The organism is Dolichospermum flos-aquae CCAP 1403/13F (assembly GCF_012516395.1).
GTDB lineage: Bacteria > Cyanobacteriota > Cyanobacteriia > Cyanobacteriales > Nostocaceae > Dolichospermum > Dolichospermum lemmermannii.
On sequence record NZ_CP051206.1, the window covers coordinates 1,020,189 to 1,040,576 of the forward strand.

A 20,388-nucleotide genomic window follows, 5' to 3' on the forward strand; every position below is an offset into this window, starting at 1 on the left:
CATTTTGGATCATGAAAGACTGACTGTATCAGCAAATCATTTTTCCATTTATCGTCATCATTTTACAAATGGGTATGAATTAAACGGACTCTCTTTTTCAGTCACTACCATATCAATGTTATAAGCAGTTAGAGAGCTAATCATGGTATAGATTTGATATCGTACACTAATCTGATTGGCAAGCTTCCTCTGGGAGGGTTTTTTATCTAAAAGCCCTGGTTTAGCAAAGAATCATAACCTCATTTATGGATTCTTCAACAGGACTGTGGATAAATCTTGCTTTACACAACTTTACTCTTAACTAACATTAATAGTATTGGTAAACTTCACTGATTTTATAAACAGACATTACCAAATATAGATAAATGTATTAAGATTATTGGTAAACTTCTGGTAATTTTATAGCCAAATTTTATCATTCATGGTAAATTGCCCATAAAATAAAACTATATTCTCGAAGAGTCGAAGACATCTGAGTGTTGGGTGAAAGTCCTTTTGGGGTGCGAAGTCGGTAAACAATCCGAATCTATAGGAACTAAAAAGTAAATCACATCAGATCGAGATAATCAATCAGAGAATAAAAAACAATAAAAGCAATCCCTAATGATGAAAGCTAATGGGATAAAGGGGATTGTAGTTTCCCCAGTAAAGGTAAAACTTTCAAAGTAAAAAATATTTGTCTATATTTTTTACAACTATGATCCGTAAAGATTGATTATTAAAGGAGTTAAGAATGCTCACGTCGGAGGCACAGAAGCCACTGACAATTCCCCCCAAAGAACTTTTATCACCTCCTGGTGATTTTAACCCGACGCTATTGATGTTTTTAGTCGTAGTGATGATGTTGGTTTTGTCTAACTTTGGGTATTGGCTTTGGGAATGGCCGCATTGGTTGTGTTTTAGTGTCAATACTCTAGCACTACATTGTTCAGGAACGGTGATTCATGATGCTTGTCACCAGTCAGCCCATCGCAATAGAATTGTTAACGCTATTTTAGGGCATTGTAGTGCCTTAATCCTAGTTTTTGCTTTTCCAGTATTTACACGAGTACATTTACAGCATCATGGTAATGTCAATCACCCCAAAGATGACCCAGATCATTATGTTTCTACGGGTGGTCCCCTGTGGTTAATTGCGGTGAGATTTTTGTACCATGAGGTATTTTTCTTTCAAAGACGGTTATGGCGGAATTATGAACTACTAGAATGGTTTATTAGTCGCTTAATTGTCATTACTATTGTTTATATTTCTGTCCAATATCATTTTTTGGGCTATATTCTTAACTTTTGGTTTATTCCCGCTTTTGTGATTGGAATAACTTTGGGGTTCTTTTTTGATTATTTACCCCACCGTCCCTTTGTAGAACGCAGTCGCTGGAAAAATGCCCGTGTCTATCCTGGTAAGGTTCTCAATATCCTGATTTTGGGACAGAATTACCATTTAATTCATCATCTGTGGCCTTCGATTCCTTGGTATAATTACCAGCCAGCTTATTATTTGATGAAGCCGTTGTTGGATGAAAAGGGTAGTCCGCAAACTTCTGGGTTATTGCAGAAGAAGGACTTTTTTGAGTTTATCTATGATGTTTTCATAGGTATTCACTTTCATCACTGATTTGTTGAAGAAGAGACGTTTTATGGAACGTCTCTCAAGGTGTAAATACTTGCTTATGCTGCTTGACAAACTGTTGCTTGTGGAAGTTCATCACCCGCAGCTTCGTAAGCAATAATCAGAGAGTCTAAGGCTTCTATTCCATTCGTTACTGCTAACTCGTAGGTATCTCCATGAGTGCGCCAGCGTTGTCCTGGAAAGTCAGGGAATCCTACTAAGAAGCAATTATCTTCCTCAGACCACTGGATAATCATTTGGTACTTGAGTTTATTCATCTAACTCTATTGTATCTATAGATAATTTTTTCATATATCTATTACAAATTTCGATACCTTTAGTTGTTAGTTCATAAAACTCACTGAATATAGGAATATCCCCCCCTAAAATTTTATTCTCATTGTCATCCATAAGTTGAAAAACTTCCATCGTCGTTTCATGTGAAATTATTTTTATTTCAGTATTAGGCTTTTTTTCAATCTCTTGTATAGTCAGACGGCCTTCCTTTAAAATCCACTCTAGTCCATGCTTTTGAGCATAATTTTGATATACTTCTCCTATATGATCGTCCATTGGTGAAGGGAATTGTTTATGTTCACTGTGAGCAATAGCTTTATCTCTTAAATGTATTAATTTTTTAACTAAAGGATTACTTTCTTTATTTACATATTTTTTGTCTTCCTCTAGAATTTTATGATCTATAGTTTCTGTACAACCCCAATCTTTATAATCAGATCCAATAATATTGAGAATTTTTAAAAGTCCCAGAGTTTTTTTATCGTGATCATAGGCTCTTGTTAGTCTTAATACTCCAGTTTCATAATGAGCATCACACGATTGACGAAAGTAAAGTGGATACTCATTCAGGTGTTTGTTAAGTTCGTTAGTCATCCATTCATGAATTTTTAAATGAAGGTGTGATTGATATAAACTATCTCCAAGTTCAATTATTTTTGCTTCAAACTGTTTTTTAGTAACAGGTCTATTTGGTTCTTGTAGTTCTTGCGTTTTGATTATGCCAAATCTTAATTTATTTATCCCACAACCAACCTGCGTTACTTTGTTATCCTTGACAATTACATACATTTCTTTATTAACCCCTTTTTCTACTGTTACTGGTTGATGTAAAAATAATTTGTAACCATTTGTCTCTACATATTCTTTAGCTTGTTCAAGTGTCATTCCAATCAGAATATTTTCGTGTATCATGATTTCTTTTCTATGATGTCTTAACTAACTGCTTGAATATTCTTAACATCTAAATCTCTCATCTAACGATGAATAATTATCAGAATTAACATCAGTAAAAAGTTTGAGTAATTCTGAATTTAATTTTTTGGCTTCATTTATGAAATGAGGTAAGCTTCCTAAAGTGACAACATAAATATTTGTTCCAATTAACCCATTTATTTCTAGAGGAAAATGTAAAAATCCCTTTTCAACCGCATCAACTACTAATTCTCCACTAGGATTCAAGTAGCTTTCAAATAGAGATCCATCTATTACAATAACTGGAAAAATAAATGTTAGATGTTTTTGCCATTTTTTCTCCTCTGATATTTTTAAAGCTATTGCAGCTTTCAAGGAACTCATGGCTGCTTTGTAGGTATTATCGACACTAGTTGTAAAAGCCTGAGTAACAGCATAAGCATTTCGACCTTTTTTATCGAACCAAGGAAGCATTTCTCCTAATTGGCGGTTATACATAGTTTTATTAATAAACTGGTTTCTGGCAAATTCAGAATATAAGCAGTATGCAAAATATCTATTGTAACCTGCTAGGGTATTTTCAGATGTGAATAAAATCCAAGGCTTTGAGTTTGATTTACACTCAATTATGAAATACACATCAAAATGACTGAGGATGTCGCCACAACGTACGATAACATCAATTTCCCTAGATTCATTGCTTTCAGGATCAAGATAGAATTAACCCTGTCTTACGTCAAAACCTTCATCAATAAAAGCAGTTGCAACTTTCATTTCTAGAGGATAACCTTGCTCTTTTATCCAATTTTCAACCTTTTTCTTAAGTTCATCACTTTTATTCATCAGTACCAAAGCCTTGCCAAATCAAATTTAATTACCTTAGCAGTAGTCTTGAAGTCATTCCTCCACTACAACTTAGGCAATTATTATACCTGAAATTAGTAATACATAGTTAATTTGTTAACCTTTAAATATCCGTCCCTAAACTCTGAGCATAAATCACTTCAATATTGCTACCAAATTCCAATTTATCTAAGGATTCTGTGAAAAACACAAAACCCTTATACGCCGTCACATACTTATATATTTTCGTAAAATAACCTTCACTGGTGACAATGACAAGCGGCTCTTCACCTTTGGCGAGAATATTTAAAAAAGCGTCTAACTTTATACATACACCAGTACCCCGATGAGTGAAAATACTCCCACCAATAGCAGCAGGTTGAGCAGCCGCGTCACCACTGTAATAGCTCATGAATGCGCTAACTTTTAATTATGTTATTGACCTGCTAATTTTAAACTTTCGTCTCCATGACGTGCTGTGAAGTTTGTAACGTTTGGGGTAAACTCCAATCAGGACGCAATTTAGCCGCTTGACGTAAATAAACGTGGTGAATTGGCGTAGAAGTTGGTAAATTGGCGTGAATTAGAAAGCGAATGCAGCGCGGTAAACTGCCTACAACGTGCATTTGTTGGACATCTAACATAGCTACACTATCCCACAAAGGACGACTGCGAGCGATCGCTGCTGGGAAAATAGCATCTAAATCTTTTGTCACTGAAAAAGTCACACTAATCATATCGTCTGGTTGGAGTTGATTTCTTTGCTCCAATTCATCTAATAATTCTGTCACTGAATCTCGAATTGCTTCGACGCTGTTTTCTGCAACGGTTGTTGCACCCCGAATTGCTCGCATTTGCCATTCCACTTCTAAAATCCTCCTTTTGTCAGTTGTCAGTTGTTGGTTGTCAGTTGTCAGTTGTCAGTTGTCAGTAGGGGCGAAGCATTTGGAAGATAAATTATCGGTCATTGCCAAAAATAGTTCTCCAAATGCTTCGCCCGTACAGTTGTCAGTTGTCAGTTGTCAGTTGTTTCCTACTTCTAATGACTAATGACTAATGACCAATGACAACTTTACTATGGACGATATAACCACATAGGTAAACCACTTGTAGAAACTTCAAATTCTAGCCAATTGATTCCCGCACCAATAACCGATTTAGCTTGACGACTTCCCGGTAAAACACGACTCAAAAATGGTTTCCGTTCTTCTAGCGTATAGCAAAGAGTTTTATCAGGATCAAGTCCTACTAATTCTGCTGTCCACCGTCGTGCATCTTCTTCTGTTCCTAAGCGGTCGACAACGCCCAATGCTAAGGCTTGCTGTCCGGTAAAAATCCTGCCGTCAGCAAAGCTTTTTACCTTTTCTACAGTCAGTGAACGAGCTTCCGCTACCGTTTCCACAAATTGTTGATAGCTACAATCAATCAAGTCTTGCAGAATAGTTTCTTCTGGTTCTGTTAGTTGCCGATCAAAAGCTAATATATCTTTGTAGGGTCCTGACTTAATGACCTTAAAAGAAACGCCAATTTTTTCCAGCAGCACTTCTAGGTTGTTTCCTCGCAAAATCACCCCAATACTGCCTGTAATCGTGCCTGGATTCGCCATGATATGTTCTGCCCCCATACCAATATAAACGCCACCAGAGGCAGAAATATTGCCAAAACTGGCGACAATTTTGGTTTTTTTAGCTAATCTCTTCAGGGCGCTGTAGATTTCTTGGGAGTCTCCCACTGTACCCCCAGGACTATCAATGCGTAGTAATAAAGCGGGAAATTTACTTTCTTCTACGGTTTTCAAGGCTTCTAGGACGTGCTTACGGGTTGTACCAGCGATAGCACCGCTAACTTCAATCCGCGCAATTTGTTTCCGAAAGTTGGGCTTAAATGGCCAAATCATGGGCAATCAAATAACTTTTTAATCTTTGTGAATATCTTTAATATAGAACGCCTAGGGTGAAGCTAACGGGCTTTACCTTTAATCCGATTGGGAATTAGGGCTTGGGAAGGGGACAGGGAGTAACAATTTTTTATTTTGAATTGTTTTGTCCTCTCCTGGCTATGAATAAAAGTTAGCAGCTAGATCATTATTGAAAAGCTTTAGGAAATTTTTAGATTTGATGTGTAGTTTTATTTGGTATGTTTAAGGAGCAAAAGACAAGTATTGAAAAATATTTGCTTTTACAAATATAGACATCTAAAAATATTGTGTCGTACCACTGCACTACACAAGCATTTGGGAAAATAAGGACATTAAAAAACAGAATTTTCCAGCCCAAGGCCAATAGCTTTTAGGAAAATTAGCTAAAATTTACGACTGGTTAAGATTACTTGTTTTTGATTGTGTAAATCATCAACACTCATTTGATGCATTATTAACTTTTAAGAGTCAGTGCGGAGAATTTGATAGCGGTAATAAACATAGATATCAAATAACGCCCCGACAAAGCCACAAGTCAGACCAATTGTCAAGAGACCGTTGAAGGAACTACCACTGCCGAAAGTGGCGAGAAAATACAGAATTTGGATAGAGACATCGGAAATTATCCCTTGTAGCCCAGGGACATAGCCAAAAAGGCATAAAACCACCAATAAACCCCCAATGAAGAAGACAGGGACAAGAAAACTAAAAATGGTGGTGAGGACGAGAGAGCGAAAAAAGTTACTAAAAATAGTCATTGTGAGACCGGGATAGTGGGTAACTTGAGAGATAGCCGAAAATTTATCTGCCACTCTCTACAATACTGGCGATCGCTCCCAAACATTTATTTCGTCAAGAATCTTAAGTTTTCATTAAATTGTACTGGTAATAGTTACTCCAGGTGCATTGAGTGTTTGCGATGTTTCAAATCTGTAAAACCATGAAATAATCAGGGTTTGTATCTCAGTGTGCAGTTTACTAGAAGTAAAAACACTGTAAAAACTCGCTCAATTTTATGAGACTAGTCGTAAACTAAGTTAATAATTTGCATATTAGTAATGTTAATTCCATTCCCCACTACCAGTGACCAATGGCTAAATCCAGTTTAGAAACATGGAGTCAGCGATTGCTGGCCGCGATATTTTTAGGTGGACAAGTCTTATTTCACCTAATCCAAGGTAAAATTCACCGCCGGAACACCCTAGAACAATTGGCAATAGTTGGACCCGACTCCTTCTTTATTGCCCTATTAACAGCCATATTCGTGGGTGCAGTATTTACAATTCAGGTAGCAAGGGAGTTCATCAATTTTGGGGCAGGAAACCTCGTTGGTGGCGTGTTAGCAGTAGCATTGACGAGAGAACTTACCCCCGTATTAACAGCAGTAGTTTTAGCTGGAAGGGTAGGTTCGGCTTTTGCGGCAGAAATCGGCACAATGAAAGTCACAGAACAAATAGATGCTCTGTTAATGTTAAAAACAGATCCTATTGATTATCTAGTCATTCCCCGGCTTCTGGCTTGCTTCATCATGCTGCCGATTTTAACTTTGTTATCCTTAATTACAGGAATGTCTGGGGGAATGCTTATAGCCACTCATATTTACAACCTTTCAGATACAGTATTTCTAGACTCAGCGCGTGACTTTCTCGATATCTGGGATATTGGCAGTGCTATGATTAAAGCTGCTTGCTTTGGTGTATTAATCGCCATTATCGGCTGTAGTTGGGGCTTAACCACTACTGGAGGTGCTAAAGGTGTGGGACAATCAACAACAACTGCTGTTGTCACTGCCTTATTAGTTATATTCATTAGCAACTTCTTTCTGTCTTGGGTCATGTTTCAGGGTCCGGGTAGTGGATTAGTAAAATGATTTAGAGGCAAGATAGAGTCGTTAAGAATTACGAATTATGTAAGTAGGAGAAAAGATTTTGACCAGTTCATTGACACCTAACACCATATCAACAGTAGAACTAAAGCCAAGTTACAATATTCCTGTTGTCTTAGTCTTGGGCGCTATTCCCGTACTATTGGTACAACCTTGGTTGGGAGGAATATTGACGTTATTGGGTTTGTTTTTGATGTTGCAAGCTGTAACACTACGCTTTCAATTTACCGCTACCGATTTTGATCTTTATAGAGGAGAAAAGTTAATTAAGCGTTTTCCTTACCAAGAATGGCAAAATTGGCGAATATTCTGGAATCGAGTTCCCATTTTGTTCTATTTTAAAGAAGTGAACAGTATTCACTTTTTGCCAATTTTATTTGACCCCAAAACCTTAAAATCTTGTTTAGAAGAACGTTGTCCACGCATTGATTAGATTTTGTTGTTTCGCGCAGAGTCGCAAAGGAGCAAAGGCGCAAAGGGAAGAGTTTTGATAGTGCGGTGTCAGCCATAAATTAAAGTAAGAGAATTTCATAGCTGAATTCAGTAAGTCTGAAAATTTATATTGTTGTTTATGAACCCAGAAGAATCTCAAACTCCAGAAACCATAAATAAGTGGTTAGAAAAAATAGAAGTGCAACCTCCTACAGATGAAATACTAGAAAAACCATCTGCTGATTTAGAATTAGAAGCTGAAGCATCTGGTGAATTGGTAACGTCATTAACCACAGAAACAACAGCATTAGAATCGGCAGATTCACTATATACACAACCAGCGCAAAAAGTAATCCAGTTGCAGCATAGGTCAGCAGACTTAAAAGCAGAAATTACTCAATTGGAAATTACTTATGAAACCCTTCAGAAGCAAGTAAGTGTAACCCAAATCGCACTTTCGCAAGTTGTCCAAGAGTCATTATCGCAGTTAGAACAACGCAAACAAACTTTACAAATTTCTGTAGAACAACTCGAACGTCGTCAAGAACGCATTCGCAATGAAATGCGGACTACTTTTGCGGGGACTTCTCAAGATATAGCAATTCGGGTACAGGGTTTTAAGGACTATCTCACAGGCAGTTTACAGGATTTGGCATCAGCGGCGGAACAAATGCAACTGGTACAACCTGTCCGAGAACGGGAAAAACCACCACAGGGAGAAGCAAAACCTGTTAAAGAACAATTAGAAGCCCCACAACTTGGCCAACAGCAGTTTCAGGATACTACTAAAAAAATCCGCCGCTTGCTTGACCAATATCGTAACCAGCCAGATTATTATGGACCACCCTGGCAGTTACGCCGGACTTTTGAACCAATTCACGCCGAAAAACTATCAAATTGGTTATTTACCTTAGGTGGACGGGGTGCTTTGCGGACAATGGGTAGCCGCTTACAGAATATTTTAATTGCTTCGTCGGCAGTTTCTATATTACATCAACTATATGGGGACAGGGTGCGAACTCTGATTTTAGCAAATACTCCAGAACGTTTAGGCGAATGGCGACGCGGTTTACAAGATTGTTTAGGTATTGGTCGTCCTGATTTTGGACCCGACAGAGGAGTGGTATTATTTGAAGCACCGACAGCTTTAGCCCAAAAAGCCGAGAGATTAGTTACAGCCAATCAAATGCCTTTTATTATCATTGATGATTCTGAGGAACAAATTAGTTTAGCTTTACTGCAATTCCCTCTCTGGTTAGCTTTTGCCCCTGACCCGAAAACTATGAAAGATCGGAATTTTGACGATGATTTTTAATTAGTCATTGGTGATTGGTGATTGGTGATTGGCAAAACAACTAACAACTGTACGGGCGAAGCATTTGGAGAACTATTTTTGGCAATGACCGATAATTTATCTTCCAAATGCTTCGCCCCTACTGACAACTGACAACTAACAACTGACAAATTTATGTTTCTTTGGTTAAGTTTGTGTGGAGTGGTGATTTTATTAGCTTACCTTTTTGGTTCTTTTCCAACTGGATATCTGGCAGGTAAGCTATTAAAAGGAATTGATATTCGGGAAGTTGGTTCTGGTTCAACTGGTGCAACTAATGTTCTGAGAACTTTGGGAAAACTTCCCGGGGCATTTGTATTATTAATTGATGCTTTGAAAGGAGGATTAGCAATAAATTTATGTTACGCTTTATTTAGTATTGCTACTACTCAAAACTTAATTCCACCAATTGTCAATATCGAGATTTGGCAACCTTATTTAGTCACTTTAGCTGGTTTAGCTGCCCTTTTAGGACATAGTAAATCAATCTTTCTCGGCTTTACTGGTGGTAAATCTGTGGCTAGTGGTGTGGGAATTTTGTTAGCTATTAGTTGGCAGGTAGGATTATCAACATTAGGGGTTTTTGCGGTAGTAATTGCCATTTCGAGAATTGTGTCTTTAAGTTCTATTGCTGGGGCTGTAGCGGTTTCTATTTTAATGGTAATTTTTCATCAACCTTTAGCCTACATTCTTCTTGGTTTTGCTGGCGGCTTATATGTAATTATCCGTCACCGCACCAATATTGAGCGATTAATTGCGGGTACAGAACCAAAAATTGGACAAAAGGCAGAAACGCCAACAGAACAAACCACTTATTGACTTTTTCAGCCCTGTCCCTACTTTGAAGCGTAGTTTTAACTGTCTCCTGTTTTTTCAATGGTTTCAATCACGGCTAAACCTATACTTGAAACGGCGATTAGCATGATAGCTGACGCAAGAAAGGCACTGACAAGCATCTGAAGAGCTTGGTCAAAAAAAATATAGGTGGTCATTTGTTCACCTTCTGAACTTTATACAGCTACTGGTACTATCTAATTTTTCTTCACAGCCAGGTGACTGAATTCCTTGTAATCGGATCTTAACAAAACTTTAGCTCTTTCATGGCATGATGACAAAATTTTATTACTAAAAATTTGATAACTTTTAACTATATTCGGTTAAGTACAATACTGAAAAACACCGAAAGTAAAAATTGGATCTACTTTGATAGCAGTATTGTTGTAATTTTGATTGTTCTAATAATTACTTAGCTTTTGGTGCTAACTATGGAACTCCTCCAATTCAAGATATCTACACACCGTCTGTTATTACAGCCTATATCAATGGAATATAAGGCAGATATTTTTAGAGAATTTACTCAGGAAGTTACGACTTATTTATCTTCAAAACCATCGGAAAAAATTCAGGATACTGAAATTTTCATTAATCAATCTTTACTAAAAATGGAAAAAGGAGAAGAGTTAGTAGTTGTGATTTTAAAGAAAGATTCTCAAGAGTTTTTAGGATGTAGTGGGATACATAAAATTAATAGTAAATACCCCCGATATGGAATTTGGCTGAAAAAATCAGCATATAAACAAGGTTACGCCACGGAAACAATTGCAGCCCTGAAATTATGGGCTGAAGAAAACTTAGATTATGAATATCTTAGATATGATTTGGATAAAGCAAATACCGCCAGCCGTAGGGTTGCGGAAAAAATGGGAGGTAAAATTGGTAGAGAATATGATCTGATTAACGAGAGTGGTAAAGTCTTAAATCTAGTAGAATATAAAATTAGTAAAAAACAAAATTCTGAATTTTACTAACTAAAAAATACTAACATATACAAGGTTTAATAGTAGCAATTACAGATTCAGCCAGACTTGGTAAATCATAACCACCTTCTAAACCAAACATAATTTTTTTGGTTATACCTAAACAGTATTCTGTAAATAAACCAAAATCTTCTGGTTGCAAATTTACACTCGCTAAAGGATCATTCGTATTAGCATCATAACCAGCACTAATAATCAGTAAATCTGGCGAAAAATTAGTTAAAAAGGGTAAGATTTTTCTTTCCCACAATGGTTGATAGACGGTAATATCGCTACCAGGGGGAACAGGTAAATTCAAGACATTATTATGTGAACCTTGTTGAGAAGTTTTCCCAGTACCGGGATAAGCTGGATACTGGTGAAGAGAAACATAAGCAATTTCTGAGTGAGTTTCTACTATTGCTTCCGTCCCATTTCCGTGATGTACGTCCCAATCTAGGATAGCAACGCGCTGAATTTTAGGCTGTTGCAAAGCGTAAAAAGCTGCAATTGCAGCATTAGAAAATAAACAAAATCCCATTCCTGTATCACTTACCGCATGATGCCCAGGTGGACGCGCTAATACAAAAGCTTTATTTGCTGTATCAAGAACTGTATCTACTCCATCTAACCAAGCACTAACTGCCAATAATGCTACATCATAACTGCGGGGAGAAATGGGAGTATCTCCGTCTAAATAACCACCACCGTCAGCAGCGATATCTTTAACTTTGTTAATATAGGTTGTAGAATGAACATTTTCTATCCAAGACATTAAAGATGGTTTTGATGTTACGGGTGTAGGTATTTTCCATGTGATTTCTTCGGCAAAATTTGCAGCTTTTAAAGCATTGACTATTGCTGTCAACCGTTCAGGTTTTTCTGGGTGGTAGATTCCCGTTTTGTGATCTAAAAATTCGTCAGAATAAATAACTTGTAACATACATTTCTATATCCAGAATCCGCAATGTAAGATAGGTGAAAGTCAAGAAACTGATTAAAATGATATATTACACCAATAGGTGAAGTATAGATCGTATAGATCACCGACTTCTTGAAGAAGTCGGTGATCTGGGGGATAATTATAAGAGGTGATATGAATAATCTTAGGCTTAAACTTAAAGGGATGAGTTGTGCTTCTTGCGCTAATAATATTGAACAGGCAATTTTAGCGGTTGGTGGAGTTATTGATTGTCATGTTAATTTTGGTGCAGAACAGATAACTATTAATTATGAACCTAAACAAACAAATTTAGCGAAAATTCAAGCTGCAATTGTAGATGCTGGTTATTCATCTTTTCAGTTAGAAACAGAAGGTGAAGATACAGCAGAAGCAGCGAGTAAATTAGCAGCAGAACGGGAACTCATTCTCAAGTTAACAACCGGGATTGTAATTAGTATTATTCTGTTTTTTGGTTCTTTACCAATGATGACGGGATTACATTTGCCTTTTGTTCCTAAATTTTTTCATAATCCTTGGTTCCAATTGGTATTAACAACACCTGTTGAGTTTTGGTGTGGTGGGTCTTTTTTCCGCCATGCTTGGAAGTCTTTGAAACACCGGACTGCAACGATGGATACTTTGATTGCTTTGGGGACAGGTACGGCTTATTTCTATTCTTTATTTGTGACACTTTTTCCAGGGATGTTTATTTCCCAAGGCTTAGAAATTCATGTTTATTATGAAGTTGCAGCAATGGTTGTTACTTTAATTTTGTTAGGGCGATTTTTTGAACATCGGGCTAAAGGACAAACTTCAGAAGCTATTCATAAATTAATGGGAATGCAGGCGAAAATAGCCAGGGTAATAAGAGATGATTTGGAAATGGATATTCCTATTAATCAAGTAATAGTTAATGATTTAATTTTAGTTCGTCCTGGTGAAAAAATTCCTGTAGATGGTGAAGTAATTGATGGTAATTCTACGGTAGATGAGGCCATGGTAACAGGTGAAAGTGTACCTGTGAAAAAACAACCAGGAGATGAGGTGATTGGATCAACAATTAATAAAACTGGTAGTTTTAAGTTTAAAGCCACGCGAGTTGGTAAAGATACTTTCTTAGCGCAAATTGTCAAGTTAGTCCAAGAAGCCCAAGGTTCAAAAGCACCAATTCAAAGGTTAGCAGATCAGGTAACTGGGTGGTTTGTGCCGGCTGTAATTGTGATAGCTATTCTTACTTTTATGATCTGGTTTAGTATTACAGGTAATTTCACCTTAGCAATGATGACAATGGTAGGGGTTTTAATTATTGCTTGTCCCTGTGCATTGGGTTTAGCTACTCCTACTTCTGTGATGGTAGGAACTGGTAAAGGTGCAGAAAATGGCATTTTAATTAAAAGTGCTGAAAGTTTAGAATTAGCACATAAAATAAATATTATTGTTGTTGATAAAACTGGAACTTTAACTCAAGGTAAACCCACAGTTACAGACTTTATAACTATCAAAGGTACAGCGAATGGGAATGAACTTCAATTATTAAAATTAGCTGCTAGTGTAGAACATAAGTCTGAACATCCTTTAGCGGAAGCAGTGGTGAAATATACGATTAATCAAGCTGTGAGTTTGGCTAATGTTAAGAATTTTGCAGCCATTGTTGGTAGTGGTGTTCAAGGAATTGTATATGATCAATTGGTACAAGTTGGCACACAACGCTGGTTTACAGAGTTAGGAATTGATACGGATGTTTTAGAACCACATCAAACAATTTGGGAAAATGAAGGAAAAACAGTCATTTGGTTGGCAGTAAATGGTAAATCAGAAGCTATTATGGCTATTACTGATGCTCTTAAACCTTCATCATTAACAGCAGTCAAGGCTTTGCAAAAGTTAGGTTTAGAAGTGGTAATGTTAACGGGAGATAATCAAAAAACTGCCCAAACTATTGCAAATCAAGTGGGGATTACTCAAGTTTTTGCCCAAGTGCGTCCAGACCAAAAAGCCGCAATGATTAAATCATTGCAACAAAAAAAAGTAGGAAATAAAATTAAAATTGTGGCTATGGTGGGAGATGGAATTAATGATGCACCAGCATTAGCACAAGCAGATGTAGGAATTGCCATGGGAACAGGAACAGATGTGGCAATTGCTGCTAGTGATATTACTTTAATTTCTGGAGATCTACAAGCCATTGTGACAGCTATTCAACTCAGTCGCGCTACCATTAATAATATCCGTCAAAATCTATTTTTTGCCTTTATTTACAATATCATTGGTATTCCCATTGCTGCGGGTATTCTCTATCCTTTCTTTGGTTTGTTACTGAACCCAATTATTGCCGGTGCAGCAATGGCATTTTCTTCCGTTTCTGTAGTTAGTAATGCTTTAAGATTGCGTAATTTTCAACCAGGAGTTAGGTAAAAAGCAAAAGTAATCTTTACCAATTAATTCATCATCTCAATCAAACTAATCACACAAATCATAGTTAAGACGGTACTGAAAATAACTGTTTTTTCAAGTTGTTCATGATAGGAATAGATCAACCGCTTCACTGCAAGTGAAAACCCTAAAAATGAACACAAATATAGATAATCTTAACTCGGTTCGTAAACCTAAAATTTTCAACCAATCAATGAGTTTTGTTGAAGGTTGGTATTGGGTATTACCTTCTCAATCTTTGCAGATAGGTGAAATTAAAGCTGTGACAATTTTTGGGAAGGATTTAGTCGTATATCGTGGTAAAGATAGACGTGCAGTTATTTTAGATGCTTACTGTCCTCACATGGGTACGAGTTTAGCTGAAGGTAAAATTGAAGGTAATGAATTACGCTGTGTTTTACATCGGTGGAAATTTGATGCAGAAGGTATTTGTGTTGGTATTCCTAATGTAGATGAACCTGTATCTCTTAAAGCTAAAACTTGGCCAGCAGCAGAACAATATGGAATGATTTGGGTTTGGACAGGGGAAACTCCCCAGCAACCTTTACCTTTTGTTTTAGATTGGGAAAACCAAGATTTTGATTTTTCTCTCGGTTCGCAATTTAGTATTGATTGTCATCCCAATGTGTTACTTCTTCAGGGTATTGATACTCAACAAATTAATTTAGTTAATAAATTACCATTAAAAATGGTTTTGGAGAAACAAGAACTTAATCAAAATGCTATTATTTTTAGCACGATTACAAATATTAATGGAAAGTCATTTTGGCTAAATCTCTACCGGCGGTTTTTTAATAATTCTTTTAATTACAGTGTTTGCTATTGGTATGGGACAACAAGTATAGTTTCCTTTACTAATGACTCTACCCAGCTACATATAATATTTACAACTCGGTTATTACCAGGGGGAAAAACAGCAGGTCAAACCCTATTTATGTGCAAAAAACGTCAAGGTATTTTAGGAAAGTTAATTAATAAATTGATATTAAAGATAGGGAAAAAAATTAGCGATCGCTTACTCAAAACTAATGATAAAATTTTAGAAACCATGCAGTTTGATTTAAAAACTCCCCTCAAAGCAGATTTATCAATTATGCAATTTATTAACCATTTAGAACGACAAAAACCCCTGACATGGGAAAGTTGGCTATTAGTGCGGTCACGGGAACGGGAAGAAGAAGTGCGTGAAGAGAGAGAAAAACGTGAAAAATGGCGAGATGAATTAGTTAATGACTGAAAAATCTAGATTTTGACAATAAAAATGAAGTGGACTGGCCACTTCATCAATTCCCAGGTAGAACCTAATCATAAGTATAACGACCAAAAAATTTCAAAATCGTATAAATACATACTAATTTTGTGTTTAGCTGTTATTTAGTGGTTACACTTTGGGGAATGAGAATATTTTTCAGCAATTTAGGAATTTGAGAGGGACTATCAGCGACAGGAATTTTTGCAGATTTAAAAGCAGCCAATTTACTTTCTGCTGTACCAAAATTCGCAGAACGTCCAATTACACTGGCTAAAGTCCCTGTTTCTTGCCAATTTTGTGTCGTTGGTGCGTGTCTACCAGCAATATAGGCAACTACAGGTTTATCAATTGCTTCTGTAATATATTGTGCTGCTGCTTCTTCGCTTTCTCCACCAGGTTGTCCGATTAAAACAATTGCTTCTGTGGTCTCATCTTCATCAAGAATTTGCAACCATTGCAGGAATGAAGAACCAACAATCGCATCACTACCAATACTAACACCAATTGATTGCCCCAAACCCGCTTTTGTTAATTCCCAAGCGACTTCATAGGTAAGTGTACTGCTACGGCTAACAATTCCCACAGAACCAGGGATATAAAATTCGCGTTCGTGAGTCCCCAGGAGAATTTTCCCAGGAACGATAATTCCTGGACTATTGGGGCCAATAATTAAAGTCTCACCAGCTTCTGTTTTGCGAAGGAGTTGTACCATATCCAGCGGTGGGACACCAGCGGTGGTAATGATGATTTGGGGGATATTAGAGGCGATCGCTTCTAATGCTGCATCCAAAACCTGATAAGGTTGAACACAAATGATTGTGGTGTCAATCTGTCCAAATTTGGCCACAACCTCCTCTACCAAATCAAACACTGGTAGATTATATATTTGTTTTCCACCATACCCAGGATTAACACCAGCTACTAAATTTGTGCCATAAGCCTGCATTTGAGCAATATGAGTTGCTGAGATAAATTCACAAAATCCCTGAATTAAAACTTTACTTTCTGTTGTTAAATTCATATTTTGTTAGTTGTCAGTTGTTCGTTGTTAGTAGGGGCGAAGCATTTGGAAGATAAATTATCGGTCATTGCCAAAAATAGTTCTCCAAATGCTTCGCCCGTACAGTTGTTCGTTGTAATTGGTAAAAATCTTGCTTTTTACCTATTCCCTTTTTTCTGCACAGATAACTTAGCTAAACGAACTGCTTCCTTAACTGCTTCATCTAAATTTTCTACAACTATCAGCGATTGATTAGAGGTTTGTAGTGGAACTAAATTTTCTCTAACATGATTAAATTCAGAACCTGCCAAACGGAGGACTAAATAGGGTAAATTTAATGGTTGCTGATTTTTATTTCCATTGGAAGATGACATTTGAGATGTAATTTCAATTCTGTCCAAATGGAGGAATTTGGTAATAATTTCGGGGAGTTGGTCAACTTGAGGAATAGTCCCCAAAAAGTTGACTAAAATAACTTGACCATTCACATCACTGGCCAAACTTGTTAAACTGCTAATCAGGCGATCGCCAAAAGTTGTCAGTTTAGTATCACTCATAAAAGAATGGCGCAAATTGACACATTTACCAGGCTTACCATGAGCATTAACAACCTCATCCAAAGTTGTTAACACAGAACCTTTCCCATTACCTAATATACAAATCTTACCTGGCATTTCTATCCCATCCCAGCTACTCAACAAGCCGCTCCCTTTTTTATTACCATGAAGAAGACCAACCAGTTTCGTAGCCATTTCAGCTATTTCAGGATGACGATTAATAGCTTGTTTATTCACCCTAACCTTACCATTGAGCGCCATCACTTGACCAGCAGAGTTCACACCCAGAGGATGAATCTCCACCAAATCCAAATCCTTTTGCACAAATAACTGGTACAACTTCTCGACAATATCGCTCACAGTTTGCATCAACTCACCCTGCAAACCCATTTTCAAAGCCAGTCGTCTGGCATAAAATGGCGAAAATTCCTGTTCTACCACCACGTGCTGAATTTTTTCCCCTGCTGTCTCCCAGTCAATATTGGCTTCTGTGCAACCCAATAAAACGGGACGACACAGCGCAGTATCTAAAACTACAGCTAGATAAAATTCCTCCTGGGCATCATACTTCGATTCTGCCAGTAAAACCTCCGGCAATTGTCCCCAAATTGGTAAATTAAATATATTCTGTGCAGCCGCGATCGCATCAATCGTAGTTTCTACAATCCTAACTCCACCAGCTTTTTCCCTTTCCCCTGCTTGTACCTGAGACTTTAGAACAACCGGATAACGAATCTTTAACCGTTTTAAATCTGTGGGATGGTCTATTCTTTGAGATGGTAAGACCGGAATCCCGATTTTACCAAACCATTCTTTAACTTGATACTCCAATAAATCCATTGAGACACACCTTGTATTGACAAGTCTAACGCGCTTTCTTAGATGCTATCTGATATTTTGCCCAATACCGAAAATTATAGAATTTGGTTTTGCTTAACTGAAAATTTATTTTGTCATTGGATTGTCTAATTTATAATCTAGCTGTATAAAAAAATAGAAGTCTAAATTATCACCCTTGACTGTATTCTTCGTGACAAATGTAACCTTCTGCTAGAAACTGATTCTATTGGATGTAAAACTAGTAGTTTGTCAAGATAAAAATGATGGACTGTAGTGTGAGCGTCTCGCTCACGCGGGCTTTTCGGCCCGCACTACCAAAAACCCGTCAAAATAAATTTGACGAACTACTAGTCTCTAATCCTAAATTCCCAGTCCCCTTGATAATCAAAACTATATAGAAAGAGTGGCAGTAACGCTTTATGGAAGCAACAGTTCAACAACAATATCTACAAGTTTTAAGCGATATCTTGCAGGAAAAATTAGTGGCTCAACTGCTTGATAGTCAGGATTTCCAGGTCAAATGCGCCATCAGAAATGATGAATTGATGATTTTAACTCAACATCCTGCCGATGTGTTAGTTGACACACAGCGAGTTTTTGAGGTGTTAGAACAAGCACTGCAATGGCAATTCAACTACCAAACTCAACGGGTACAATTTTTCTTGAGAATTGCTGGAGAAAAGCGTCCCTATGCTCAATATTTCCTAGATTTTCAAATTCCCAGTATAGATTCAGAACAAGAAACTGAGGATGAATTTCCAAGTCCTACAGTAGACAGAGAAAGAGAAACAGTGAAAATAGAAAATGAGAGAGACAGTCTCTTTATTTCTGCTGATCTTCAAACACCATCATCTCCAATTACAGAAACCGAAGACGAACCCATTACTGATTCATTTCTTCCCAGTTCCAAAGAATCTTTCTCAGATTATTTACTACCAGATTCACATTTATCTCTGGATGAAAACGAAGTCGAGAAAATTGAAGACATTGAAGAAAAGTTTCCTCCTTTTGCGAATATCGCAGACAAACCCAGAAAAAGACAATTATCACTATCACTTCCCCCCGTACCAATAATGATTGGTACGGCTGTAGTTATCGCCCTCCTTGCCAGTAGTGGTGCTTTCGTTCTCCATCGTGGTTGTGTAATTTTTGAATGTAAAGAATTACAAACAGCACAGCAATTTAAAAGTGAGTATCAGCAGCAGATCAAACGGACAAAATCACAAAAAGACTTATTAACAATGCAACAACAACTAGATAAAGTAGTTGCAGATTTGCAAGAAATTCCTGAGTGGTCTCCCCGTTATCAAGACTCTCAGGTATTGGTTAATAGTTTTTCTGAACAGTCAACAAAAATCAACCAGGTGCTAAAAGCCTTACAAATAGGATCTTCAGCCCAGAAAAAAACTCAAACTCCTCCTCAGAGTTTAGATGAGTTACGCAATAGACAAAAGTTGTGGAGAGAGGCAATTACCTCATTAGAGATAATTAAGCCAAGTCATGAACTCTATGGATTAGTAACAGCTAATTTATCAAATTATCAAAATACTCTAAAAACTGTTAATGATCAGTTGCTTAAAGAGGAAACATGGGTACAAAAAATTGCCAATGCCAAAACTTTAGGAGAAAACGCTACTAAACGCCAAGTCACTGCTAAATCTGCATCCGAATGGCAAAAGGTAGAATCTGATTTCCAGACAGCAATTAATACCTTAAAGATTATCCCTATAGATAGTTTGGAAACTGAGAATGCCCGCAAGCTATTAGCAGAATACCAACCAAAAATTATTGTAGCCCGCGATCGCGCTAAAAAAGAACAATTAGCAGCCACATCCTATCAACAAGCTATAAAAGCCGCTAATCAAGCTCAAGCCTATAGTAATCAAAATCAATGGCAAGGAGCAGTCAAGTCCTGGGAACAGGCTGTACAAAGTGCTAAACAAGTGGATCAAGATACTTCCTATTTCAATCAAGCTGAACCCCTGATTGAAACCTATACAGCATCTCTAAAACAGGCACAAGAACAATTCCAACTCTATGGTGATTTAACTCAAACTCGCGCTGAACTCAATAGCACTTGTACCAATACCATTAAGATTTGTACTTTTACTATCAAGAATCAGAAAATTAGTGTCCGCTTAACTCCTGAATATGACCGATTATTTCAAGCCAATAATCCACAAATACAAAGTCATTTCCAAAGCTTGAAATATGCTCTCACAGCCATTAGTCAAAATGCTCAACTTCCTGTATTTATCTATAATGCCCAAGGACAGGAAAGGTATATGCGGCAACCACAGTAGGGGACTGGGTAATTTTTACAAGAAAGACCTACGGT

24 protein-coding genes are annotated in these 20,388 nt (G+C 37.2%); 11 read left to right on the top strand and 13 right to left on the bottom strand.

Features of this window, described 5'->3' with window-relative positions; all coding sequences use genetic code 11:
• Positions 1-733: 733 nt before the first annotated feature.
• On the top strand, positions 734-1,615 hold the full coding sequence (gene crtR, locus HGD76_RS05270) for a beta-carotene hydroxylase (RefSeq protein WP_168695166.1): 882 nt from the start codon (positions 734-736) through the stop codon (positions 1,613-1,615).
• Positions 1,616-1,668: 53 nt separating this feature from the next.
• Here the strand turns inward: crtR and HGD76_RS05275 are convergent, their stop codons facing one another.
• The 6 genes from HGD76_RS05275 to aroH all read right to left on the bottom strand — a co-directional run bounded on the left by HGD76_RS05275 (position 1,669) and on the right by aroH (position 4,527).
• Positions 1,669-1,887 carry a type II toxin-antitoxin system HicB family antitoxin gene (locus tag HGD76_RS05275; protein ID WP_168695167.1) on the bottom strand — a complete coding sequence of 73 codons (219 nt, stop codon included), beginning with the start codon at positions 1,885-1,887 and terminating at the stop codon, positions 1,669-1,671.
• Complete coding sequence (locus HGD76_RS05280; protein ID WP_168695168.1) at positions 1,880-2,818, bottom strand: AbiU2 domain-containing protein; 939 nt, start codon at positions 2,816-2,818, stop codon at positions 1,880-1,882. Before HGD76_RS05280 ends, HGD76_RS05275 begins: the two co-directional genes overlap by 8 nt.
• A 42-nt stretch (positions 2,819-2,860) precedes the next feature.
• Complete coding sequence (locus HGD76_RS05285; RefSeq protein WP_168695169.1) at positions 2,861-3,316, bottom strand: hypothetical protein; 456 nt, start codon at positions 3,314-3,316, stop codon at positions 2,861-2,863.
• A 222-nt stretch (positions 3,317-3,538) separates the two neighbouring features.
• Positions 3,539-3,661, bottom strand: a complete 123-nt coding sequence (locus HGD76_RS25795; protein ID WP_267904335.1) for a hypothetical protein — start codon at positions 3,659-3,661, stop codon at positions 3,539-3,541.
• Positions 3,662-3,785: 124 nt separating this feature from the next.
• Complete coding sequence (locus HGD76_RS05290) at positions 3,786-4,073, bottom strand: hypothetical protein (protein WP_168695170.1); 288 nt, start codon at positions 4,071-4,073, stop codon at positions 3,786-3,788.
• 40 nt (positions 4,074-4,113) lie between these two features.
• Positions 4,114-4,527, bottom strand: coding sequence for a chorismate mutase (aroH, locus tag HGD76_RS05295; RefSeq protein WP_168695171.1), 414 nt, complete (start codon positions 4,525-4,527; stop codon positions 4,114-4,116).
• A gap of 16 nt (positions 4,528-4,543) precedes the next feature.
• Between aroH and HGD76_RS24810 the strand changes: the two genes are divergently transcribed.
• Positions 4,544-4,711 carry a hypothetical protein gene (locus HGD76_RS24810; protein ID WP_210967729.1) on the top strand — a complete coding sequence of 56 codons (168 nt, stop codon included), beginning with the start codon at positions 4,544-4,546 and terminating at the stop codon, positions 4,709-4,711.
• Positions 4,712-4,736: 25 nt separating this feature from the next.
• Here the strand turns inward: HGD76_RS24810 and sppA are convergent, their stop codons facing one another.
• Positions 4,737-5,558, bottom strand: coding sequence for a signal peptide peptidase SppA (sppA, locus tag HGD76_RS05300; RefSeq protein WP_168695172.1), 822 nt, complete (start codon positions 5,556-5,558; stop codon positions 4,737-4,739).
• Positions 5,559-6,040: 482 nt separating this feature from the next.
• On the bottom strand, positions 6,041-6,337 hold the full coding sequence (locus HGD76_RS05305; protein WP_168633352.1) for a hypothetical protein: 297 nt from the start codon (positions 6,335-6,337) through the stop codon (positions 6,041-6,043).
• A gap of 332 nt (positions 6,338-6,669) precedes the next feature.
• Here HGD76_RS05305 and HGD76_RS05310 point away from each other — a divergent pair, with 332 nt between their 5' ends.
• The 3 genes from HGD76_RS05310 (at position 6,670) to HGD76_RS05320 (ending at position 9,211) form a co-directional block, all read left to right on the top strand.
• Entirely contained in the window at positions 6,670-7,449 is a 780-nt protein-coding gene (locus tag HGD76_RS05310) for an MlaE family lipid ABC transporter permease subunit (RefSeq protein ID WP_015078875.1), read from the top strand.
• 58 nt (positions 7,450-7,507) lie between these two features.
• Positions 7,508-7,897, top strand: coding sequence for a DUF3119 family protein (locus HGD76_RS05315; RefSeq protein WP_015078874.1), 390 nt, complete (start codon positions 7,508-7,510; stop codon positions 7,895-7,897).
• A 138-nt stretch (positions 7,898-8,035) separates the two neighbouring features.
• Positions 8,036-9,211 (top strand): DUF3086 domain-containing protein, encoded by a 1,176-nt coding sequence (locus HGD76_RS05320; protein ID WP_015078873.1) that lies wholly within the window; start codon positions 8,036-8,038, stop codon positions 9,209-9,211.
• On the opposite strand, the gene HGD76_RS25800 is transcribed toward HGD76_RS05320, so the two are convergent.
• Positions 9,208-9,339 (bottom strand): hypothetical protein, encoded by a 132-nt coding sequence (locus tag HGD76_RS25800; protein WP_267904336.1) that lies wholly within the window; start codon positions 9,337-9,339, stop codon positions 9,208-9,210. The two genes, HGD76_RS05320 and HGD76_RS25800, sit on opposite strands and share 4 nt — an antisense overlap.
• Positions 9,340-9,364: 25 nt before the next feature.
• Here HGD76_RS25800 and plsY point away from each other — a divergent pair, with 25 nt between their 5' ends.
• Positions 9,365-10,048: a glycerol-3-phosphate 1-O-acyltransferase PlsY gene (gene plsY / locus HGD76_RS05325; RefSeq protein WP_168695173.1), complete on the top strand. Its 684-nt coding sequence runs from the start codon at positions 9,365-9,367 to the stop codon at positions 10,046-10,048.
• Between the two features lie 35 nt (positions 10,049-10,083).
• Here the strand turns inward: plsY and HGD76_RS05330 are convergent, their stop codons facing one another.
• Positions 10,084-10,221 (bottom strand): hypothetical protein, encoded by a 138-nt coding sequence (locus HGD76_RS05330; RefSeq protein ID WP_015078871.1) that lies wholly within the window; start codon positions 10,219-10,221, stop codon positions 10,084-10,086.
• Between the two features lie 273 nt (positions 10,222-10,494).
• Here HGD76_RS05330 and HGD76_RS05335 point away from each other — a divergent pair, with 273 nt between their 5' ends.
• Entirely contained in the window at positions 10,495-11,037 is a 543-nt protein-coding gene (locus HGD76_RS05335; RefSeq protein WP_168695174.1) for a GNAT family N-acetyltransferase, read from the top strand.
• A gap of 10 nt (positions 11,038-11,047) precedes the next feature.
• Here the strand turns inward: HGD76_RS05335 and HGD76_RS05340 are convergent, their stop codons facing one another.
• Complete coding sequence (locus HGD76_RS05340) at positions 11,048-11,968, bottom strand: histone deacetylase family protein (protein WP_168695175.1); 921 nt, start codon at positions 11,966-11,968, stop codon at positions 11,048-11,050.
• A gap of 153 nt (positions 11,969-12,121) precedes the next feature.
• Between HGD76_RS05340 and HGD76_RS05345 the strand changes: the two genes are divergently transcribed.
• Both HGD76_RS05345 and HGD76_RS05350 read left to right on the top strand, forming a co-directional pair.
• Positions 12,122-14,383, top strand: a complete 2,262-nt coding sequence (locus HGD76_RS05345; RefSeq protein ID WP_168695176.1) for a heavy metal translocating P-type ATPase — start codon at positions 12,122-12,124, stop codon at positions 14,381-14,383.
• Between the two features lie 151 nt (positions 14,384-14,534).
• Positions 14,535-15,638: a Rieske 2Fe-2S domain-containing protein gene (locus HGD76_RS05350; protein ID WP_168695177.1), complete on the top strand. Its 1,104-nt coding sequence runs from the start codon at positions 14,535-14,537 to the stop codon at positions 15,636-15,638.
• A gap of 133 nt (positions 15,639-15,771) precedes the next feature.
• Here the strand turns inward: HGD76_RS05350 and HGD76_RS05355 are convergent, their stop codons facing one another.
• Positions 15,772-16,674 (bottom strand): succinate--CoA ligase subunit alpha, encoded by a 903-nt coding sequence (locus HGD76_RS05355; protein ID WP_168695178.1) that lies wholly within the window; start codon positions 16,672-16,674, stop codon positions 15,772-15,774.
• Positions 16,675-16,698: 24 nt separating this feature from the next.
• Between HGD76_RS05355 and HGD76_RS05360 the strand changes: the two genes are divergently transcribed.
• On the top strand, positions 16,699-16,905 hold the full coding sequence (locus tag HGD76_RS05360) for a hypothetical protein (RefSeq protein WP_162471190.1): 207 nt from the start codon (positions 16,699-16,701) through the stop codon (positions 16,903-16,905).
• Here HGD76_RS05360 and HGD76_RS05365 read toward each other — a convergent pair.
• Positions 16,812-18,050 carry an ATP-grasp domain-containing protein gene (locus HGD76_RS05365; protein ID WP_168695179.1) on the bottom strand — a complete coding sequence of 413 codons (1,239 nt, stop codon included), beginning with the start codon at positions 18,048-18,050 and terminating at the stop codon, positions 16,812-16,814. The genes HGD76_RS05360 and HGD76_RS05365 overlap by 94 nt on opposite strands.
• A gap of 419 nt (positions 18,051-18,469) precedes the next feature.
• On the opposite strand from HGD76_RS05365, the gene HGD76_RS05370 reads away from it, so the two are divergent.
• Entirely contained in the window at positions 18,470-20,353 is a 1,884-nt protein-coding gene (locus HGD76_RS05370; RefSeq protein ID WP_168695180.1) for a hypothetical protein, read from the top strand.
• Positions 20,354-20,388 lie beyond the last annotated feature (35 nt).